The 21,307-nt window shown below is 39.5% G+C and carries 22 protein-coding genes and 1 riboswitch; of the genes, 14 read left to right on the forward strand and 8 right to left on the reverse strand.

The window, feature by feature from the left end; all coding sequences use genetic code 11:
• Window positions 1-124 precede the first annotated feature (124 nt).
• Together ACW0TQ_RS07070 and ACW0TQ_RS07075 are read left to right on the forward strand one after the other, a co-directional pair.
• Window positions 125-1,099: an ABC transporter ATP-binding protein gene (locus ACW0TQ_RS07070; protein ID WP_042534732.1), complete on the forward strand. Its 975-nt coding sequence runs from the start codon at window positions 125-127 to the stop codon at window positions 1,097-1,099.
• On the forward strand, window positions 1,086-1,859 hold the full coding sequence (locus ACW0TQ_RS07075) for an ABC transporter permease (RefSeq protein ID WP_455725440.1): 774 nt from the start codon (window positions 1,086-1,088) through the stop codon (window positions 1,857-1,859). Before ACW0TQ_RS07070 ends, ACW0TQ_RS07075 begins: the two co-directional genes overlap by 14 nt.
• Window positions 1,860-2,143: 284 nt before the next feature.
• Here the strand turns inward: ACW0TQ_RS07075 and ACW0TQ_RS07080 are convergent, their stop codons facing one another.
• Both ACW0TQ_RS07080 and ACW0TQ_RS07085 read right to left on the reverse strand, forming a co-directional pair.
• Window positions 2,144-2,653 carry a GrpB family protein gene (locus ACW0TQ_RS07080; protein ID WP_455725441.1) on the reverse strand — a complete coding sequence of 170 codons (510 nt, stop codon included), beginning with the start codon at window positions 2,651-2,653 and terminating at the stop codon, window positions 2,144-2,146.
• A gap of 94 nt (window positions 2,654-2,747) precedes the next feature.
• Complete coding sequence (locus tag ACW0TQ_RS07085) at window positions 2,748-5,312, reverse strand: vitamin B12-dependent ribonucleotide reductase (protein WP_455725442.1); 2,565 nt, start codon at window positions 5,310-5,312, stop codon at window positions 2,748-2,750.
• Window positions 5,313-5,788: 476 nt separating this feature from the next.
• Here ACW0TQ_RS07085 and ACW0TQ_RS07090 point away from each other — a divergent pair, with 476 nt between their 5' ends.
• Window positions 5,789-6,163 carry a rhodanese-like domain-containing protein gene (locus tag ACW0TQ_RS07090; RefSeq protein WP_042534741.1) on the forward strand — a complete coding sequence of 125 codons (375 nt, stop codon included), beginning with the start codon at window positions 5,789-5,791 and terminating at the stop codon, window positions 6,161-6,163.
• 92 nt (window positions 6,164-6,255) lie between these two features.
• On the opposite strand, the gene gcvPB is transcribed toward ACW0TQ_RS07090, so the two are convergent.
• The 3 genes from gcvPB to gcvT form a co-directional block, all read right to left on the reverse strand.
• A complete protein-coding gene (gcvPB, locus tag ACW0TQ_RS07095) occupies window positions 6,256-7,716 on the reverse strand; it encodes an aminomethyl-transferring glycine dehydrogenase subunit GcvPB (protein ID WP_455725443.1) in 1,461 nt (486 codons plus the stop codon).
• Window positions 7,709-9,058 carry an aminomethyl-transferring glycine dehydrogenase subunit GcvPA gene (gcvPA, locus tag ACW0TQ_RS07100; RefSeq protein WP_455725444.1) on the reverse strand — a complete coding sequence of 450 codons (1,350 nt, stop codon included), beginning with the start codon at window positions 9,056-9,058 and terminating at the stop codon, window positions 7,709-7,711. Before gcvPA ends, gcvPB begins: the two co-directional genes overlap by 8 nt.
• 81 nt (window positions 9,059-9,139) lie before the next feature.
• Window positions 9,140-10,243 carry a glycine cleavage system aminomethyltransferase GcvT gene (gene gcvT, locus ACW0TQ_RS07105; RefSeq protein ID WP_455725445.1) on the reverse strand — a complete coding sequence of 368 codons (1,104 nt, stop codon included), beginning with the start codon at window positions 10,241-10,243 and terminating at the stop codon, window positions 9,140-9,142.
• Window positions 10,244-10,477: 234 nt separating this feature from the next.
• Window positions 10,478-10,567: riboswitch (glycine riboswitch) on the reverse strand.
• Between the two features lie 160 nt (window positions 10,568-10,727).
• Here gcvT and ACW0TQ_RS07110 point away from each other — a divergent pair.
• Both ACW0TQ_RS07110 and ACW0TQ_RS07115 read left to right on the forward strand, forming a co-directional pair.
• Window positions 10,728-12,392, forward strand: a complete 1,665-nt coding sequence (locus ACW0TQ_RS07110) for a DEAD/DEAH box helicase (protein ID WP_455725446.1) — start codon at window positions 10,728-10,730, stop codon at window positions 12,390-12,392.
• Window positions 12,376-13,167, forward strand: a complete 792-nt coding sequence (locus ACW0TQ_RS07115; protein WP_042534751.1) for a YqhG family protein — start codon at window positions 12,376-12,378, stop codon at window positions 13,165-13,167. The genes ACW0TQ_RS07110 and ACW0TQ_RS07115 overlap by 17 nt, the downstream gene beginning before the upstream one ends.
• Before the next feature lie 5 nt (window positions 13,168-13,172).
• On the opposite strand, the gene ACW0TQ_RS07120 is transcribed toward ACW0TQ_RS07115, so the two are convergent.
• Window positions 13,173-13,367 carry a YqzE family protein gene (locus ACW0TQ_RS07120; protein WP_042534755.1) on the reverse strand — a complete coding sequence of 65 codons (195 nt, stop codon included), beginning with the start codon at window positions 13,365-13,367 and terminating at the stop codon, window positions 13,173-13,175.
• Window positions 13,368-13,515: 148 nt separating this feature from the next.
• Between ACW0TQ_RS07120 and comGA the strand changes: the two genes are divergently transcribed.
• From comGA to ACW0TQ_RS07160, 8 genes are all read left to right on the forward strand, one after another.
• On the forward strand, window positions 13,516-14,514 hold the full coding sequence (gene comGA, locus ACW0TQ_RS07125) for a competence type IV pilus ATPase ComGA (protein ID WP_193063929.1): 999 nt from the start codon (window positions 13,516-13,518) through the stop codon (window positions 14,512-14,514).
• Window positions 14,483-15,523: a type II secretion system F family protein gene (locus ACW0TQ_RS07130; RefSeq protein WP_042534758.1), complete on the forward strand. Its 1,041-nt coding sequence runs from the start codon at window positions 14,483-14,485 to the stop codon at window positions 15,521-15,523. The genes comGA and ACW0TQ_RS07130 overlap by 32 nt, the downstream gene beginning before the upstream one ends.
• A 12-nt stretch (window positions 15,524-15,535) precedes the next feature.
• Complete coding sequence (gene comGC / locus ACW0TQ_RS07135; RefSeq protein WP_042534761.1) at window positions 15,536-15,841, forward strand: competence type IV pilus major pilin ComGC; 306 nt, start codon at window positions 15,536-15,538, stop codon at window positions 15,839-15,841.
• A complete protein-coding gene (comGD, locus tag ACW0TQ_RS07140) occupies window positions 15,828-16,259 on the forward strand; it encodes a competence type IV pilus minor pilin ComGD (protein WP_193063930.1) in 432 nt (143 codons plus the stop codon). The genes comGC and comGD overlap by 14 nt, the downstream gene beginning before the upstream one ends.
• On the forward strand, window positions 16,243-16,581 hold the full coding sequence (locus ACW0TQ_RS07145; RefSeq protein WP_042534765.1) for a hypothetical protein: 339 nt from the start codon (window positions 16,243-16,245) through the stop codon (window positions 16,579-16,581). Before comGD ends, ACW0TQ_RS07145 begins: the two co-directional genes overlap by 17 nt.
• Window positions 16,532-16,999, forward strand: coding sequence for a competence type IV pilus minor pilin ComGF (gene comGF, locus ACW0TQ_RS07150; RefSeq protein ID WP_193063931.1), 468 nt, complete (start codon window positions 16,532-16,534; stop codon window positions 16,997-16,999). The genes ACW0TQ_RS07145 and comGF overlap by 50 nt, the downstream gene beginning before the upstream one ends.
• A complete protein-coding gene (locus tag ACW0TQ_RS07155) occupies window positions 16,971-17,339 on the forward strand; it encodes a hypothetical protein (RefSeq protein ID WP_193063932.1) in 369 nt (122 codons plus the stop codon). The genes comGF and ACW0TQ_RS07155 overlap by 29 nt, the downstream gene beginning before the upstream one ends.
• Window positions 17,340-17,492: 153 nt before the next feature.
• Window positions 17,493-17,735: a DUF2626 domain-containing protein gene (locus ACW0TQ_RS07160; protein WP_040985302.1), complete on the forward strand. Its 243-nt coding sequence runs from the start codon at window positions 17,493-17,495 to the stop codon at window positions 17,733-17,735.
• Window positions 17,736-17,822: 87 nt separating this feature from the next.
• On the opposite strand, the gene ACW0TQ_RS07165 is transcribed toward ACW0TQ_RS07160, so the two are convergent.
• On the reverse strand, window positions 17,823-18,452 hold the full coding sequence (locus ACW0TQ_RS07165) for an MBL fold metallo-hydrolase (protein ID WP_042534771.1): 630 nt from the start codon (window positions 18,450-18,452) through the stop codon (window positions 17,823-17,825).
• Window positions 18,453-18,594: 142 nt separating this feature from the next.
• On the opposite strand from ACW0TQ_RS07165, the gene ACW0TQ_RS07170 reads away from it, so the two are divergent.
• Window positions 18,595-18,768 (forward strand): DUF2759 family protein, encoded by a 174-nt coding sequence (locus ACW0TQ_RS07170; protein ID WP_084612994.1) that lies wholly within the window; start codon window positions 18,595-18,597, stop codon window positions 18,766-18,768.
• Between the two features lie 584 nt (window positions 18,769-19,352).
• On the opposite strand, the gene ACW0TQ_RS07175 is transcribed toward ACW0TQ_RS07170, so the two are convergent.
• Window positions 19,353-21,293, reverse strand: a complete 1,941-nt coding sequence (locus tag ACW0TQ_RS07175) for an LTA synthase family protein (RefSeq protein WP_193063933.1) — start codon at window positions 21,291-21,293, stop codon at window positions 19,353-19,355.
• Window positions 21,294-21,307: the final 14 nt, after the last annotated feature.

The following is a 21,307-nucleotide window of genomic DNA, read 5'->3' on the forward strand; positions in this document are numbered from 1 at the left end:
ATTCTTGAACAAATTAGCATATATTCCTTCAGATACGTCTAAAGACGGAGGTTATTTCCTTCGATGGATTGTTGTTCGGATTTTTGCTAATTGCTACAATTATTTCAGAAAGAGGAGGGATAACGTGGAAAAGATAATTGAGATCAGCCAGTTAAATAAAAGCTACCGGAAAAGAAAATCAAAAGAAATTGTTCAAGCGGTCAAAGACGTTGATTTTAATGTTTATAAAGGAGAGATTCTTGGTCTGCTTGGTCCTAACGGAGCCGGAAAAACGACTACGATCAAATTAATATGCGGTTTGTTATACCCGGACAGCGGCGAAATAAAGATAAAAGGAGTACCTAATACCGCGAAACGCTTAGAATCGTTACATCATATCAGCGCCGTGCTGGAGGGCAACCGTAATTTATATTGGCGGCTTACGGTGAGAGAGAACTTGGAGTATTTTGCCGGAAACAGAGGAAGGTCAAGAAAGGAAGTTAAAGAAGAGATCGATGAACTGCTGCAAATATTCCGTTTGAAGGAAAAAGAGAATGAGTTGGTAAACCGGCTTTCCCGCGGGATGCAGCAAAAATTAGCAATAGCTGTAGCGATGCTTGCTAATACGGAAGTCATGCTCTTAGATGAACCGACGCTTGGTTTAGATGTGCAAACCGGATTGGAGGTTAGAGAAATCCTGAAATCCATTGTTCAAAATTATCAGCGTACCGTTATCATCAGCTCTCATGACATGGAAGTGATTCAGGATATTTGTGATCGCACCGTTATTATTAATCAGGGAACTGTCGTTATCGATCAGCGCGTCGATGAACTGATAAAACTGTTTGAAGTACGCTCCTACAGACTGACTTTAAATGAAGCTTTGTCACCAGATCAGCAAAAAGCCATTTCCGCCCGTTTTCCGGCAAATGATTATGTAGAGGACGAACTATTCAGCTATCTTACTGTACAGCTTGAGAAAAGCGAGGATATTTATCAGATTTTTCAAGTATTACAATTGAACCGTACACCAATTGATTCGATTGACCGAAAATCGATTCGGTTTGATGAAGTATTTTTAAAAATTATTGAAGGAGACTTTCAACATGCTGTGGATTAATCTATTTCGAGCAAACCTGCGAAAGGAATACTTGGAACTGAAGCGTTATTTACCAAATACTCTTGCCCTTGTTTTAACCTTTTATTTTATCTTTTTAGGTTTATTTGGAGTAATACACTTTTTTGGGGATCCATCAACACAGGATGCGAATATTCAATTTGTGATTGTTAACTATATCTTCTGGTTTTTGGCACTTAGCGTCATTCAAATGTTTGGTTTCGAAATTGTAAATGAAGCCATTCGCGGAACGCTTGAACAATTGTCGATGTCACCGATGGGGATCTGGCGTATTTTAAGCACAAGGCTGATTGCCAGTACAATTATTTACGGAATCATTATTTCTATTTTACTGGTTATTACCATGCTGACAGCAGGACAATGGCTTAATATTGATATTGTATCTATTTTCCCTGTCTTTGTATTAACTGTTTTCGGAATGTATGGCGTCGGATTAATGGTCGGCGGGCTGGCCATTATTTATAAACAAATTCAAGCCTTCCTGCAGATATTGCAATTTTTATTGGCTGGGCTGACCTTTATTCCGCTTGCTGCATCCCCTCTTATGTATTTTCTGCCTTTTGTTATTGGCGTTGATTTAGTCAGAGATATCATGATCGACGGACAGACTTTGATGGATATCGGCTGGCTGCCGCTGTTAATTTTATTTTTAAATGCTCTCGTCTATTTTATCGCTGGTCTGCTCTTTTTTAAATACTGTGAACGCATGGCGATGAAAAAGGGATTGTTGGGGCAGTATTGATATAGGTTTAAATCTTGATGAAGCATCCTGTCTGATTTTATAATCAGCAGGATGATTACTAACTTTCATAATTATTTTTTAAATATTCCGATTTATTTTCAGCTTATTTTTAAGCGTATTAACGATGAAAGAGATGGTTATGGAAGAATAATCAGCTGCAGGCGAAATAGACTTTATTTCCTTTTTCACCTTTATTCCGATTAAATATGCAATAAAGCTGATAGGACAGACAGAAGCAATGGGCAATCAATGACCCTACAACTCCTTGATTAATTTATGCGCATTTACTTATTCCTAAACCAATTTAATGCCCGCTGTTCTACCCGCTCTACAAATGTTCTTTTTGCTTTACTGTAAAAAGTAGTATCATCGTATTTTATGGCCAGTTCTTCTTTCAAATTACTATATCTCTCTGCTTCAATAGGGTGGTTCCTTAAATAATCTCGGAATACTAGGTGTCTCTCAACTTCGGGATTATTATATTGGTAAACATGAATATGATGTGTTCTGTTTTCCCCGCTCTTTCGGAATAATCGTCTATTTTTTATTCCCCACTCTCCAGCAACATCGTATCGCGGCAGACGCATCTGATCATTGAAAGCATCCATTTTATTGATATCTTTAACAATGCATATCATATCAATAACAGGCTTTGCCTTCATTCCTTTGACTGCGGTGCTTCCGAAATGTTCAAATTTTATTATTTCACTTCCAAACACTCCACTTAAAAGTCGCACCTCATTTTCAAACATTTCAATCCATTTTTCGTTGTATTCAGACAGACGGATTTTCAAATAAACCTCTCCCTGTACATAGATTTTATATATCAAACTGTATTATATACCAAAAAAGAGGGTTCTGTTTATAAACAGAACCACTCTTTATGTCTTACAATCCACATTTCAATTGAGCACCACAGCTGGTACACGTATTACATCCGCCGATATCTTCTACACTGCCTTCTCGGCAGACTGGACAGGTATCTCCTACCTCAGATCCGATTGTTACATTTGTTTTATCTAATTCCTGAATGGTGTCCATAAGAACAATTTTTTTATCTTCTTTCTCATCCGGGAATAATTCTGTCTGCTCCCCTACTTGGTTATCCTCTGCTTTTAAGGTTAAGACCTGCGAATCTCTGCTTCCGTCCACATAGACCGTACCGCCTTTGGCACCGCCCTTATACAGACGGCGGTAAACACTTTCTACCTGATCAACGGTATATCCTTTTGGTGCATTTACTGTTTTGGAAATCGAGCTGTCCACCCAGCGCTGAATCACACATTGTGTATCCGCATGCGCTTCCGGACTTAAGTCCATTGCGGTTACAAACCACTCCGGCAGCTCTTTATCCGCTGCTTCTGGATGTTCATTTAAATATTCTTCCACAATATCCGCTTTTACTTCGATAAATTTACCTAATCGTCCGCTTCTGTAGTAAGAAAAGGAGAAGTATGGTTCCAGTCCTGTGCTTACTCCGACCATCGTGCCTGTACTTCCAGTTGGAGCAACAGTCAGCAGATGCGAGTTGCGGATACCATGCTCTAATACGCCTTCCCGAATGTCTGCAGGCATTTTTTGCATATATCCCGTTTGGATGAAACGTTCACGGAGCGTTTTTGTTTCTTCCTCTGTTTCACCCACCAGGAAAGGAAAGCTTCCTTTTTCTTTCGCCAACTCGATTGAAGTGCGGTAAGCAGTAGCTGCCATGATTTCAAACACTTGGTCAATCAGCTTATTTCCTTCTTCTGAGCCATAAGCTGTTTCACAATAAATCAATAAATCATGCAGTCCCATCACGCCTAAGCCGACACGTCTTTCTCCTAAAGCCTGTTTTCTATTTTCTTCTAAGAAATATGGCGTTGCGTTAATTACATTATCCTGCATCCGCACGCCAGTTTCTACAGTATCTTTTAATTTTTCTACATTTACCTTTTTGGTATCTTTATCTGCCATTTCAGCAAGGTTGACGGCAGCCAAATTACAAACAGAAAACGGAGCAAGCGGCTGCTCACCGCAAGGGTTTGTCGCAACAACCTGCTGACCATACGCTTTTGCATTTGTCATTTCATTGGCATTATCTATAAAGAAAATGCCCGGTTCTGCAGAGTATGTTGCACAAATATTAATCAAGTTCCACAGTTCTTTTGCTTTCACTTTCCGGTAAACCCGAACGCCATAGCCCATTTCTTCCCATTTACGGACATCGCCTACCTCATACCATTGTTCATTATAGGCTTTCATTTCTTCCAGTGTATAATTTTCTACATCTGGAAAGCGCAGCTCATAGTAATCGTCTTTTTCCACGGCTTCCATAAATTCCTTTGTAATACAGACAGAAATATTTGCACCTGCCAGGAAATCCGAATTATGGACGGAATACGTTCCGCCATCACGCAATAAATCCGTTGCCTGCTTCATGGCAGCATCTGTGAACCCGCCTTGGCCGGGGATGGCTTTATAATTGACAATTCCCTGGTACAAATCAAATTCTGTTTCTGTCAGCGGGGTGAATTTTAACTTCTCATTTGCCAGCTGCTTCATCTGCTCATCTTCTGTATTTTCTATTAAATAGCGTAAAATACGCGGATTCTGCATTTTTGAGATAATAAATTCCACAATATCCGGATGAGAATCAACGAGCATAATCATCTGTGCACCGCGTCTGGAACCGCCCTGTTCAACCAGATTCGTCAATTTGGCGATATCGTCCAGCCAGGAGACACTTCCTGAAGATTTTCCGTTGACCCCTCTGGCCAGTGTATTTCGCGGTCTTAATGTGGAACCGTTCGTGCCGACACCGCCGCCGCGTGACATAATCTCCATTACCTGTTTACGATGATCGGAAATACCTTCGCGCGAATCTTTTACAAAAGGCATCACATAACAGTTAAAATAAGTTACATCGGTTTCAGCGCCTGCTCCATATAGCACACGGCCCGCCGGGATAAAATTCATAGAAGCCAATTGGTTATAAAAGGCATCAAATGATTTGGCCTTTCTTTCTTCGGTTTCTTCTACTTCTGAAAGACCGGTCGCATTTCTTTTGGCAATTTGTTCATAATAAATTTCCAACGGTTTTTCGATAACATCGAGTGAACGCGTGATCATCCCGCTTTCCCGTTCTTCTTCCTTATCCAAAACCCCGACATAATCGGATTCGACAGCTACTTCCGCCTTGTTTTCTTCCCAATTAATATCTATAATAAATCCTAGACCCCGAGCGGGAAATTTAGGGTCTGCTTTTACGGTCAAGACAACAAAATCACCTTTTTTTAATGTTTTTTTCTCTGTATCTTTATATGCATACCGATCCAGCATGACCAATCTCGACACGCCTTGATGGGTGATATGCATTTCTTTGGTAATTGGATGCACTGCTTCAAATTTTTTTATATCTTCATTAAGCGCCCCGATATTAACCTGCCTTAATGACTCTAAATGGATAGTCAATGTTATCGCTCCTTGTCTTGCAATTGATTACTTATTAGTTTATCATAACTCTTCTTCACAAAACAATATATAGTATCCAATTCATTATTCTGACACAATATATAGTTAATTATCAGAAAAGCAAGTACCTTTCATACAAGCGCTGATTACTTTTTTTATTCCCTTAAAGCGTACTAGAAACACCCCTTTTTTCTAAACATAATATCTGCAGCCTGAAAGTTGATTATTATTTTTAGCTCTTCATCAAAATCTATGAGTAACATAGTAGATATAAATTTGCTGCCAGCGACTGCTACGGAAATACACTACGCCAGCGAGTTGCTTTTATCTCATTTAACTATATTTTCCAACCATAGATTCTGGTGTTAACCCTTACTTTCAGATGATTTTCCGTCTGCAAAATAAAAACTTTGAAAAATAAAAACGCTGCCCATATAATAAGAGTGTAGAATATAAAGATAGACGGGGGAAACAAAATGACATTTTTACTCATTGCTTTAGTTGTTCTGCTTGCGATTACTATTTTTCGCTACTATAGACAACGCACTTATTTAAATGTACTGACAGAAGATCAATTTGTAGAAGGCTACCGCAAAGCACAATTGATCGATGTACGTGAGCCGCAGGAATTTGATAAAGGTCATATTCTCGGAGCGCGTAATATCCCGGTAACGCAAATGAAGCAAAGACTTGTGGAATTGAGAAAGGACAAGCCGGTCTACCTGTATTGTCAAAACAGCAGCCGTTCCGCAAGAGCTGCGCAGCTCCTGCATAAAAAAGGATTTGAAGAAATTTATCAGCTTAAAGGCGGATTTAAAAAATGGACTGGAAAGATTAAAATGAAAAAATAAAGCCTTTGTTTTCCATTTTGTGAAAGCTGTTAATTGGGCTAAAAATAAAAGCTGATTCAGAGCATAACCTCTGAATCAGCTTTTATGATGGTTTACGATTCTTCGTACCGCAGGATTGGTTTACGTGCAGCGGTTGCTTCATCCATCCGCTTCACAATTGTATGATGTGGTGCCTCCTGTACAGTTTCCGGGTCTTCTTCTGCTTCTTTTGCTATACGGGTCATGATATCAATAAAGGAATCGAGCGTTTCTTTCGATTCTGTTTCAGTAGGCTCAATCATCATGCCTTCTTCCACATTCAACGGAAAATAAATGGTAGGTGGATGAATATCAAAATCCAGCAGCCTTTTCGCCATATCTAATGTGCGGACGCCAAGTTTTTTCTGAATGCTCCCCGACAGTACAAATTCATGCTTACAATGCTGCGGATAAGGCAGTTGAAATACTTTTTCTAACTGACGCATCATATAATTCGCATTGAGTACGGCATATTCGCTGACCTTTTTCAGGCCCTCTGCTCCCATCGTACGAATATACGTATACGCACGCAGGTTAATACCAAAATTCCCATAGAACGGTTTTATCCGGCCGATAGACTGCGGTCTGTCATAATCAAAGCGAAACGAGTCCTTTTCCTTAATAATTAATGGTTTTGGCAAATATGCTGCCAGCTCTTCGCTGACTCCTACCGGTCCTGAGCCTGGACCGCCGCCGCCATGCGGACCTGTGAACGTTTTATGAAGATTTAAATGTACTGCATCAAATCCCATATCTCCCGGTCTGACATAACCCATAATCGCATTTAAATTAGCGCCGTCATAGTAAAGCTTACCGCCGGCATCATGTATTATTTCTGCCATTTCTAAAATATCTTTTTCAAATAATCCTAACGTGTTCGGGTTGGTAAGCATCAAGGCTGCTGTATCTATCCCGACAACCCGCCGCAAATCATCCAGATCCACTAATCCTTCTTCATTTGATTTCACGGTAACTGCTTCAAACCCGGCTACTGCTGCAGACGCCGGATTGGTTCCATGGGCAGAATCCGGTACAATGACTTTTGTACGGTTATAATCCCCATTGGCCTCATGAAAAGCACGAATCATCATTAATGCAGTCCACTCTCCCTGCGCACCGGCAGCTGACTGTAATGAAACCTCATGCATGCCAGTAATTTCTTTTAATGACTCCTGCAAATCATAGAGCATCTCCAGAGCACCCTGCACCGTGTTTGGATCTTGATAGGGATGAATATGACTGAAGCCTTCCAGACGCGCAATGTCTTCATTAATTTTCGGATTATACTTCATCGTGCAGGAACCAAGGGGATAGAACCCGGAATCTACCCCATAATTGCGGGATGCCAGCCCAGTGTAATGACGAATAATATCCAGTTCACTTACTTCTGGCAGCTTAGGAGGTTCTTTGCGAATATAGACGTCCTCTAATTCTTCCTCTAAATCAAAGGCATCTATTTCCAATTCCGGCAAGCTGTAGCTCGTTCTCCCTTCTTTACTGCGTTCAAATAATAATGGAAAATTTTTATCAGCCATGCATATCCCTCAATTCTTTTGCAAGTTGGTCTATCTCTTGTTTTGTACGAATTTCTGTCACAGCCACAAGCATCTGACCATGATAGGAAGGGTCGATTTTTCCCAAATCAAAACCGCCAAGAATTCCTTTTTCAAGCAATGCAGCATTTACTTTAGTAATGTCCTGATTTAACTGAATGACAAATTCATTGAAGAATGGGCCATCATAAACTATCGAAATACCTTCTTCTTTCAATTTCTTCTTTGCATAACGGGCTTTTTGCATATTCATTTCGGACATTTTCCGTATCCCATGCTTGCCGATAGAGCTCATCGCAACAGAGCTTGCTAATGCATTCAGCGCCTGATTGGAGCATATATTGGAAGTTGCCTTGTCACGTCGAATATGCTGTTCCCGTGCCTGCAGCGTCAGCACATAGCCTCTGACTCCATTTTCATCCTTTGTCTGACCGACCAGACGTCCCGGAACCTTGCGCATTAATTTTTTACTTGTTGCAAAATATCCGCAATGCGGTCCGCCAAATTGGGCTGGAATCCCGAATACCTGCGTGTCGCCGGTTACAATGTCCGCACCAAATTCTCCCGGCGGAGTCAGATAGCCGAGGGCGAGCGGATTGCTGGACACGATCAGCATGGTCTTCTTTTGATTTTCTAACAGCTTTTGGATTGCTTCCATTGGCTCTATCTGCCCGAAAAAATTCGGATATTGGACGACAACACCCGCAATATCCTCATTCAGAAGTTCCTCCAAATGGACGAGATCTGTTTTTCCATTTTGTAATGGAATCGGAATTATTTCAACTTCCTGTCCTTTCGCGTACGTATGAATAACCTGTTGATATTCAGGGTGGACGGCGTCTGATACCAGCACTTTCTTACGTTTGGTCTGGGCGGCACTCAGATTTACTGCTTCTGCTAAAGACGTACCTCCGTCATACATAGAAGAATTTGCGATTGGTAAAGCTGTCAGTTCAGAGATCATTGTCTGAAATTCAAAAATTGCCTGCAATTCTCCCTGGGAAATTTCCGGCTGATAAGGTGTATATGCTGTATAAAATTCAGATTTCGAAATGACATGATCAACAATGGAAGGTGTGTAATGATCATATACACCTGCCCCAAGAAAGGATACAACGTCTTTCGTGGATGTGTTTCTATTTGCCATCGCTGTTAATTCCTTCATCAATGCATATTCATTCTTTGGTTCTTTTAACTCCAATTCCTTCTGGAGACGAACGCTGCCTGGGATATCTGCAAACAGCTCCTCCGTATCCTCTATCCCTATGGTCTCCATCATTTCTTGTTTATCTTCCCTGGTCATCGGTAAATAACGAAACTCCATCTTTTCTCCCCCTTATTTTACTGCACTAATAAAGTGAAACTTTTTTCCCCGAACTCTTTTTCCTGTGAAAATGTACGATGATTATCTACGGTAGAACGGTGTCTCGACCACCTTCGCTTTTAAGCGGCGCTTTCGGACCTGAACCTCCACCTCTGCTCCAATCTTTGCGGAATCAGATTGAATCAGTACGAGCCCAATATTTTTGTTTAGTGTAGGTGACTGTGTACCGGAAGTAACAAAACCAATCTCGCTCTCTCCCTGGTACACTGGATAGCCGTGTCTTGGAATGCCCTTATCAATCATTTCGATTCCTGCAAGCTTTCTTTCCGTTCCATTAGCAGCTTGCTGTTCAAGTGCTTCTTTTCCGATGAAGTCTACTCCCTTATTCAGCTTCACAGCAAAACCTAAACCAGCTTCCAATGGCGAAATATCAACTGACAGCTCTTGCCCGTATAAAGCAAGATTCGCTTCAAAACGCAGTGTATCTCTTGCTCCCAAACCGATTGGCTGGATGCCTTCTTCCCTTCCCTTTTCAAGCAGTATATTCCACAAATATTTGCCATTTTCAGAATCAAGATAAATTTCAAAACCATCTTCGCCTGTATAACCAGTTCTGGAGATGAGGGCCTTTCCTTCTATTCCTTCCACTTCGATATCCTTTTTAAAACGGAAGAAAGAGATACCTTGAAGCGGTTCTTTTACAATCTTTTGTAAAATCTGCTCCGCTTTTGGTCCTTGCAAAGCTAATTGCGCATAATTTTCCGAAACATTTTTTATGGTAACATTCGGATTGAAATTATTTTGTTCCTGCAGCCAGGCAACGTCTTTCTCCGTATTAGCAGCATTTACAACAAGCAAGTATTCATTTTGAGCCAGCATATATACAATTAAATCATCGACTGTTCCTCCATTTTTATAGCACATAAACGTATATTGTGCTTTGTTTGGCACTAGCTTTGTTACATCATTTGTTAATATCGTCTGTAAAAAATGGACGCTTTCCGGACCGCTCACCAAAACCTCGCCCATATGGGACACATCGAACAGACCGGCTTTTGTCCGGACCGCTTCATGCTCTTCTTTAATACCTGAAAACTGTACCGGCAAATCCCATCCGCCGAAATCAATGGTCTTGGCAACCCTTTCATAAGCTGGAAAAATCGGTGTACGCTTTAATTCACTCATCTGCTTCTCTCCTCACTAAGGTTGATTGAAATACATGAACATCCTTATAACATTTGCTGGTGATTTTTTTAAAAATTGATTTTAAGCACAAAAATAGAGACTCCTCCTAAAAGAAGTCTCTGTCCGCAAACCAGAAAGTTGCATATTCACAAAGAAAACGGTCTTCATCATGTGAATATTTGCTTCGTGGGTGGTCTATAGACAGCTGATGCCTATAAACGCTCTCCAGAGTAGCGTCCTACAAGAGTCTTTTTGCCTGAGAGATTCGCTCTTAACTTGCTCCTTCGGCGTTACATAAACTGTAAGCTCTCCCCTTGTATTCATCCGCTGATTGAATATATTCATGTTGGTTATACTAAAGGATATATAATCCTTCATCATATATTATGTTAGCAGGAAAATCTATTTGACAAAAGTATATCATAACTCTTTAAAAAAGTAATTGAAAAACCATATTTTACCCGAAAGGATGTGCATCGAATAAATGGATTCTATTCAAATTCAACAAGACAATCAATTCATTACCGGCTTAGAGTCAGCCTTTCGTGATGAAAATAATTTAACAAATTGGGAGCTTTTTCGTATGGCATATCAGGCTGCAAATCTAACAAAGCGCCCTTCTTTCAATGGCTTGCAGGCGCTGGAATATTTGCCGCATCTGGATATTTTAGATCATCAATTACAAGCTGCTGAACAAGTAATTGAAACGATGCATGGCCGGGCCATTTTAGCGGATGAAGTAGGACTTGGAAAAACAATTGAAGCAGGGCTGGTTCTAAAAGAATATATGGTAAGAGGGCTGGTGAAAAAAGCATTAATTCTTGTTCCGGCTTCTCTCGTAAATCAATGGGAAAAAGAATTAAACGAAAAATTTCTCATTCCTGCCATTGCCTATCGTAAAAATTACAGCTGGGACGATAATCCAATTATTATATCTTCCATCGATTCCGCCAAGCGTTCTCCGCATCGGGAGGCTATTTTAGATATAGATTATGATTTTATCCTGGTGGATGAAGCTCATAAACTAAAAAATGAGCAGACAAAAAACTACCAGTTTGTCCAGGAATTAAAGAAAAAGTATTGTCTCTTATTAACCGCTACGCCGGTACAAAATAAGCTGTTAGAATTATTTAATCTTGTCAGCCTTTTAAAGCCTGGACATTTAGGGAATTATAAAAGTTTTACAGAGAAATATGGAAAGGACCGCAAAAAAATGGAGCAGGATCCTTATCTGAAGAAGCTTGTCCAGCAGGTAATGGTCCGTAATACAAGGAAAGATACCAGCTTAAACAATTCTAAAAGAAAAATCCAAACCATTTTGACTTCTCTTCCAGAAAGCTATCACAAGGTTTACCATCAATTAATGGAGCTGTCTTTTGGAATGGCATCCTTTGCTAAAATCACTTATTTACGTGAATTCTGTTCTTCCAGAGAAGCTTGCTTTACCTCTTTACTGAAATTAGACCAAGATGGAAATCATGAAGCTATTCAGGAAGTTATCGGAAACATTGAACAGCTGGAGCAGCATCCCAAAGCGGAGGAATTAACCAATCTGATTAAATCGCTGAATGGTGAAAAAGTGATTGTTTTTACCGAATATCGCGCTACACAGTACTATCTGCAATGGTATCTGCAGCAACATGGTATTTCTTCGGTACCTTTTCGCGGCGGCTTTAAACGAGGAAAAAAAGATTGGATGAAGCAATTATTTAGGGATCATGCACAGGTTCTGATTGCTACCGAAGCCGGCGGCGAAGGAATTAATCTGCAATTTTGTCATCATCTGATCAACTATGATTTACCTTGGAACCCGATGCGCTTAGAGCAGCGAATTGGCCGTATTCATCGTTTTGGTCAAGAATCAGATGTGCATATCTACAACATTGTCACTAAACAGACGATTGAAGAGCATATATTGTCCATGCTTTACGAAAAAATAAACTTGTTTGAGAATGTAATTGGTAATTTAGATGCCATTTTAGCAGAGTTAAAAGTAGATAGTATGGAGAAAGAAATAGAATCTATCTATCAGGAATCCACTTCAGCCGGAGAAGTTCGTATTAAGCTTGATAACTTGAAATACGTGATGGAGCAGGCAAACCAGGAAATACAAAACGAGGAGCAATATAGAGATGGAACAGCAAATTGATTTATCCGATTTTCTAACCAGCTATTTTGAAACCAAACATTGTACCATTCTTTCTAAGGATGAGGGACAAATCCATATCCAGCTTACCGAGGAAATGGATAAAGAATTAATGAACCGCCCTTTCTACTGGCATTACATTAAAAAAATCGGCCGGGAAGGAGAGCCCCAGGCGCTGCGTCTGATTACGGACAAAGAGAAAGCGAGTGAACCAGGGGAATGGATTCATTTTGGGAGTCCGAGACTGCATCAAATTATTAATAAATTAACGGAGAAAGAACGTTATACCAGATTATTTGAGGAGGTCCGCACATCGGAAAACACTCCCCTGTATCCTTGGCTTGTAGTCAATATAAAAATCAGCTATCGTGGTGTCCAGCATAGGGATGAAATATTTTCAGTCGGCCTGCAGCTGCTTCATGGACATATGGCTTTAAATATGATGGATTATTTAGAACGTATCCCGCTTGATAGAGCCATATCCGATTATTGTTATACACTGACGCCGATGATTAATCCCAAAAGCGGATTTCTCCGTATTCAAAACGTTTTATTACAACATGTTCAAAACCAGGATAACGCATGGGCTGCTGCATCTATCAAACAGCTGGAATCGGAAAAAGCTACCTTAAAGCATTTTTATGCGGATGAACTTGATCATCCAAGGCATGTAGAAGAATTAGAAGCATTGGAGAAGCGGTTTAAACCAATGATTACATTTCAAGTGATTAACGGAGGGATTTTTTACTTAACTGCATCCACAATGAATGAGAAATAGCCGGATTAATCCCGGCTATTTTTTCTTTCATGGTACCAGGACTGAATGGAAAAAGGAATAACCCCCAGCCATTTGTTACCATAGATCGGATAAGATGATTTCTTCTTTTTTTGTTTGCGCTCTGCTTTTTCTTCTGAAGATAAGTTCATGTATTTCACCGCTTCTTCTGTCAGAAAACGGATATAGTCATTGCTTTTCATACTCTATCATCGCTCCTTTTTGAAGACCGTTCTATTTTTAGTTTAAACAATTAAAAAAATTCTATTCTTTTTTGATAAAAAGAAGGACATTTAAAAAGAATGTCGAATTATAAGTTATGTCAGAAATAGTTGTAAAGGAGGTGAGCTAATGAATCACGTCACAAAATTATCTGACGATCTCTTTCAGTCGGCCACGAAGCAGCATGCATCCGATATCCACTTCTATCCCTATGAGCAGGAAACAGAAATTTACTTCCGCATCCACGGAAAACGTACCTTCATCCGGACCATTTTAACAAAGCAATATCAGCTTTTAAGAACATTTTTTAAATTTAGTGCGAATATGGATATCGGTGAAAGCAGAAAGCCTCAGGCAGGTACGATGATCTGGAGTTTCGAATCAAAAGATTATGCACTTCGTATCTCAACCCTTCCTCATTATCAGCAAGAAACGATTGCCATCCGGATTCTTCCTCAAAATGACACTTTACCGCTGGATTATTTATTTCTTTTTCCAAAACAAATAAAGCAAATGCGAAGATGGATGAGCCATGAATCGGGCCTTATCCTGATAACCGGGGCAACAGGAAGCGGGAAATCATCTACATTATATTCCCTGTTAGAAACGGAAATGAAAGAAAGACCTTGTCAAATCATTTCTTTAGAGGACCCCATCGAAAGAAAAATAAAGCAAATTCTGCAAGTTCAAATAAATGAGCGTGCAGGTATTTCCTATCAAGCGGGATTAAAAGCTGCGTTGCGTCATGACCCTGATATTCTGATGGTCGGGGAAATACGGGATAAAGAAACTGCGCACTTTGCCGTAGAGGCTGCTCTGACCGGTCACCTCGTCCTTAGTACGCTGCATGCAAAGAATGCTGTCGGTACGATTTTTCGTTTGAAAGAGATGGGTATCAAAACAGCCGATCTTCATCAGATTCTGATTGGAGTAGGTGCTCTGCGCCTTATTCCAATCAGAAGAAAGAATAAACAGCAGCGGAGTGCTATCGGAGAATTGATTGAAGGCGTCCACCTGACAAAAGCCATTGAAGGCAGCCTGCAAGCTCTCCCGGAAAAGCAGCAATTTAAAAATTTACAAAGAAAGGCATTTGCTTATGGCTTTACTGAAACGATTTCTCCCCAATAATCAAAGGTTAACGATTACCACCCAGCTGCAATTTTTACATGTTTTGCAGCGCATGCTTTCCAGAGGCCTTACCCTCGTCCATTCCTTAGATGCAATGAAATATTACGGTGAGTTAGAACACATTTCCAAACAGGTTTTAAGTAATCTGGAAGCGGGAAAGCAGCTGGATGAAGCAATGGATCAGGCTGGTTTCCACCATTCCATTGTCTCTTACCTTTTTGTAGTAAGGGAAAAAGCAGATATTTATGAACGAATCGAGCATTGCTATCAATTATTTCAGCAACGCGTTCACTACATTCGTAAATTTCAGCAAACAGTGCGTTATCCCCTTATATTAATGATAATTTTCAGCGGGCTGTTATTTTTTATTTATTCACGCGTCATCCCTTCCTTCCAGCAGCTGATGTTTGGTGAGCTTCCCATGCTGCTGCAGACTGTTATTTTTCTTTCTGCATGGCTCGGATATTCTCTCCTAATTCTTCTTGTTTTTTCCACCCTTGTTGTACTTGTTTGGCTATTTTCAAGAAATAATATCTCTTTAGAAACAAAACTGTCTATATATAAACGAGTGCCTCTCTACCGCTCTTACGTAAAAAGACAAACATCCTTCCACTTTGCCGCATTATACAGCTCTCTCCTGCAAACCGGAATGCCGATGAAGGAATTATTAAATTATATGTCCCGGCAGACTAAGCTCCCGATTATTTCTTATTACGCGAAGCAGATGCAGCTGGAATACTTTAAAGGAAGAACCATTCACGGACTGTTAACAACAATGGAATTTTTAGAGAGTCATCTGACGGATATTTTATCCTCTAATATGGATGCGAAAAGCCTGGCGAAGGATTTAGCTATCTATGCAGATATTTCGATTGATACCATGTATCAGCGGCTTCAAAAAAGCATTGTTTATATCCAACCGGTTTTTTTCTCAATTATCGGCGCATTTATCATATTGATTTACGTTAGTCTGATGTCGCCTATGTTTGAATTGATGAATACAATGTAAAGGAGCGGTTTTATGTTAAAAAGTTCAAAAGCATTTACACTGATTGAAATGTTGATAGTTTTAATGGTTATCTCGGTAATAATGATTTTAATTATACCGAATCTGGGAAAGAAAACAGGGGATGTTCACTCGAAGGGCTGTGATGCATTAATTTCTGTCGTACAAGCACAGGCAGATGCTTATCATATTGATACAGGCAATTTACCTTCCAGTATGAATCAGCTGGTAAGCGCTGATTATATCACCGAAGACCAGCGGACATGCTCAAACGGAAATGAGCTCTCCATTTCTAATGGTGTTGTAAATGCTTCAAACTGAACGAGGGTTTACACTGATTGAGGCATTATTCGCATTATCCATCCTGTCGATTATTCTTTTACTCATTCCAAGGCAGCAGGTGGAGCAAATAGAAAAATTAGAGCTGCAGCATTTTTTTGATACATTAGAAATGGATGTGCTCTACTTGCAAAGCACAGCAGGCACGCAGGAAAACGATATCCCATATGTACTAAAGTTTAACCCGGACAGCTACAGCATTGTGCTTGATCGATTCAGAGAAATCAAGCGGGAATATCCGGCTCAATTTTCGTTAGTAACCTCATTTCCCAAAAATGTTGAATTCTACATCAGCGGGGTTATAAAAAACCCCCAGACGATTCGAGTAAGCTTGGCAGGAGAGCCTTATCAGATTGTATTTCCGTTAGGGAAAGGCAGATACTATGTGGAAAAAAGATAAAGGGTTTACCTTATTTGAAACTTTAATCGCATCCCTGCTTCTATTCTCCATGCTCACGATACTTTTGCCGCTTCTCTCCATCATTGCCAAAGAACAGTACAATTCCATTGAAAAAGTACAAATCACAAGTAAATTACATGATGACATGCAGGGCGTGCTGGCGGGAGCGGCACCTTTTCAGGACTACTACACCGTAACTCCATATCAGACGCCTGCAGCCTTCTCTTTTTCGCTGGAAGGTGAGTACCTGAAAGGATGTGCTGAATGGACTAATGCAAAACAAAAAAAAGAGAGTAAATGCCTTTACGCGATTATGGAGTAATACAAAAGGTTTTACATTCATTTCAATGCTCGTTGCTATGACCGTCCTGGTATTAACACTGCCTTTTGTATCTTACGCTCTGTCTGCATTGCAGCTGAAACAAACAAATACGGAAGCCTTATCTGTACAACAATTTTTCACTCAATTACACTATGATGTCATGTCTTCCTCTTCTGCGCATGTAGCGAATAATCAATTATATATCCGTGCTGCCGATCGAAACGACCATACAGAAAGTATAGCCCGCGTCAGCCTCTACAATAATACGGTACGCAGGCAGGTAAATGGATTAGGCCATGAAATTTATCTTCGTCAGGTTGCTGATATTACGTTTGAAGAACATGCAAACGCCATTTATTTAACCATTACCAAAGAATCAGGTGACGTTTATGAAAAAACGATTTACAATTATCCATAATCAGCAAGGGTTTTTATTATTTCATGTCGTCTGGGTAATTCTTATTGTATTTCTTTCAATCCATTTTTTGCTTTATCATTACCATACGTCAAAAGCTGTCGCTCAAAACCAGCTGTATCATATAGAAATAGAAACACTTTTTCAAATGGCATATCAGCAATTACGGAACGAAACAGGTGATGATGAGATTTCTTTTCCCTATCAGACTGATTATGTTTTTCCTCAAGGAGATGTTACCATAACACTTCACAAAGAAAGAAACAATACAATTTATATCGTTTTTTTAATCAAACCGACAGAGAGCAATCATACTTATCGATTATCCCGCCCTTACGTATAAAAGGACAGATTCAGCATTAATGTGAATGATTTTTCATTGTTTTGAAATTAAATCTATGCTAATTGGGCATGATATCTTTAAGAATCGTTTACAATCCTTTCTTGCTCGTATATAATAACTATGAGAACGTTACCTATAAAGGAGGGGGAAGACATGGACCGCATGTTTCGTGTTCTTGCCTTTTGGACAGGTATTTTTACAGTTATGTTTTATGTAGGTGACATGCTGAATACTGCACTATTATTCCTGGTTCAAACGGCGTTTTTCCTTACACTGAGTTACTTAAAGCTGTCTGAACGTATGTACATGTATCTGTTTGGTGCATATTGTACGGTATTTATTGTTGGATATACTTGGTATTCTGAGTTTATCCTGGTACCTGGATTTGGACATTAAAAACATCGAAAAAAGACCATCTGTATTGGATTATAGATGGTCTTTTTTCTATTTAATTTTGGTCCCCGCAATAAAGATACTACCTTTCTATGCCGGAAAAAAAGGATTATTTTTCTTCTCATAGCCGATTGTCGTTGCTGGCCCGTGTCCGGGAAGAACCGTCAGATCCTCCGGCAAACGATATAATTTCTCCCTTACCGAATGCTCAAGAATATCTATATCTCCATCGACTAAATCTGTTCTTCCAATCCCCTGTTGAAACAGGACATCTCCGCAAACAGCAAAATTATCTTCAGGGAAAACAAAGCTGATGCTTCCCGGCGAATGACCAGGGGTGTGTAATGCCTCCATGAAAAATCCGCCAGCTTCCAATGGTCCTTCTTCTAATTCTTTATCTGCCGCTTGCGCAGTTACAGGCTGACCCATTAATTTAGCTGATCCATTTAATTTAGGCTCCCCTAACCAATCCCATTCAGCTTTATGAAGATAAACCGGTGCATTTGTAAACTCCCGAATCCCTTCCAAACCGCCGATATGATCAAAATGAGCATGGGTCAGTAATATTGCCCTCACGTTCAGCTGATGTTTTTCAATGGCAGCAATAATCTTCTCCGGTTCACCGCCGGGGTCGATAACTAAAGCATCTTTTTCTTCTTTTTTGTAAACGATATAGCAATTTGCCTGGACTAAACCTACCGGCATCGCAATAATTTCCATACCTATCTCTCCATTCTTTTATAATAACTCGACAAACACTTGGAAATACTATAAAATATAAATAGTTTAACGATAATTACATAGTATTAAATACTGACTTTTTACACAAGAATAATTACGTTGAAAAGGAGGAAAATTTCGGATGAGCCATATTATATTAGGAGTTATATTTTTAGCAGTTGCACTATTAGCGGTCGTATCCGTGATTCGTCAGTTGAAATATAAAAATATACTGGCGCTGTTATTTTCTGCTCTGACTGCAGTTGTCTTTGGATTCTTCTCCATCGCGACTATTATTTCAGAAATTACAGGCTAAAACGAAACGGACAGATTCTTTTTATGTTGCATAACATGAAAGGAGTCTGTTTTTTATTGCACTTTTAGAAGTATCTAAAAAGTTGGTGGCGGCCGCTTCAACGGGTTTCATGAAGTGAGTAATATCAGGATTCAGAACTACACTCCACTTCCCGCAGCGTATATCTCGTTAACAACAACACTGTGTTTTAAAAGTCTAATAGTGCTCCTGATTTTTCTTATCTTAAAAAAGCCTGTTCTCCAAATAGTAAAAATAAAAAATACCACAGGAAGCAAAATAAGCCTGATTAAGGCATCTTCACTTTTATACATACTCATTTGCAAGTAATTATAAATACGATGCCAGGAGTGATTAAATGCGACTTTCTAAAGCAGATCTGCTGGGCAGCATCATTATGTTCATCACTCTTTGTGTTTTTATTTATTCTTTTATGAAAGAGCCGAGATTCTTTAATATTGCATTTATAGCAACCGTTTTTGTTTATTTTATTAGATTATTTGTAAAGCAAAAATACAACAATAGAAACAGCTGATTAATTGATACAGAAAAAACGATGCAGGCGCTCATCACCTGCATCGTTTTTATTATTCTTCTTCCTCATCTCCAAAATCAACAAATCGGAATAAGTCTCCGTATATGATGGAGTCGGAATAAGAAAGCTCTGTATCCACTTGTTCTTGAATGGAGTCACAAGCACTTTCTACTTGTTCTAATTCTTCACTTGCTTCTTCCTCAGAATCAGTCTCTTCTTCAATGGCCTGATCCATTGGCTCTCCGGTTTCGCGGTCATAACAGATTCCAGCTGTACTTACATAATCATCACTGACAAAATCGCCATTACGTAATGCGATATAGTCTTTTCTGTCATCACTGAATAAGTCATTACCGAAATAGATATCTTCGCCAGGGTCGACATCAAGCATGTTCAACATGGTTGGCTTCAAGTCGATTTGACCGGCAATCTCATCCATTACTTGGCCATTACCGTCTCCAGGGATGTGGATAAATAATGGTACACGCTGCAATTGCACCTGATCATACGGAGTAATTTCATCCTGATCTAAATATTGGGCCATCGCTTTATTATGGTTTGCGCTGATTCCAATATGGTCACCCATAATGACGATAATGGAATCCTCATACATACCGGATTCTTTCAATTCATCAAAGAATTCTTCAATTGCCTCATCCATATAACGGACAGTTGGGATATAACTGTTCAGTGTATTGGAATTGGAATCAAATTTATCAATTGTTGCATCTTCCTCATCTAATTCAAACGGGAAGTGATTTGTCAGTAAAATCATTTTGGAATAGAACGGCTCTTCCAAATCCTCCAGAAGCGGGATAGATTGTTCAAAGAACGGTTTGTCTTTCAAACCCCATCCTACAGAATCTTCTGGTGTGACATCGTATGATTCCTCACCAAGGAATTCATCGATTTCTAAGCTGTCATACATAGCATCTCTATTCCAAAAGCTTTTGTTGTTCGCATGCAATACGGAAGAAGTATAACCGGCTTCTTTAATCATTTCCGGGAAGGAATGATAATCATTTCCTCCGTGGGTAAAGAATACAGCACCGCGGGACAGCGGGTACAATGAATTTTCTACTAAGAACTCGGAATCAGATGTATTTCCCTGACCAGTTTGTTCATAGAAATTATCAAAGTAATACGTATCCTCATCTTGAGCTAAATCATTCAGGAACGGCGTAACCTCTTCCCCATTAACTTCACTGTTCATCACAAAATGCTGCAATGATTCTGCATTAAGGAAAATAATATTTTTATCCTTCGCAACACCATTCATCTCTTCACTGCGCTCATGATCTACATTTTCTTCTATAAATTCCTGAATTTCAGGAATTTCATTTCCGTCAGCAAAAACACGCTGTGATTCATTTTTAGAATGAACAACTACATCGTATACATGATAGTTAAGCAGCCCGATATTTTTCACTAAATATTCGCGATCAAAACCACGGGTGAATAACTGCGGTCTTTCCATTTCTGCTAAGAAAAAGTTACCTGCAAGTAAAACTAATGAAAACGCCAGAACACCGACTTTTCCACTTCTAGGGTACAAGACAGATAAACTTCCTGCAAATTTCTTACTTATATACCAGACAATCGCCACATCAGCAAAAATGAAAAGGTCCCATGGCTTAATCAAAGTTAAGATACTGGATCCTAAATCTGTCATATTGCTTCCCATAAATAATTGCGGGATGGTGATAAAGTCTGTGAATTGGCGATAGAATACCAGATTTGCCCAGACAATCAGTGACATCGCCAGCATCGCATACCGAATATATTTCATTTGTCTGGAAGACTTTTTAAACCAGACCCCTAATGCCAGTATTAAGAATGCTGACACAAATGGATTAATAAACAGAATTAATTCCTGCATGGAGTTATCAAGTTCAATATTAAATACAAATCGATAGACAATATACGTTTTCAGGCCAAGAAGTAACGCCGCTATGACATAGAGCGGTATCTTTGGCTTTTTAAATCGTTTCATTATATCCTCTCCTA

This window comes from Oceanobacillus sp. M60, from assembly GCF_053839645.1.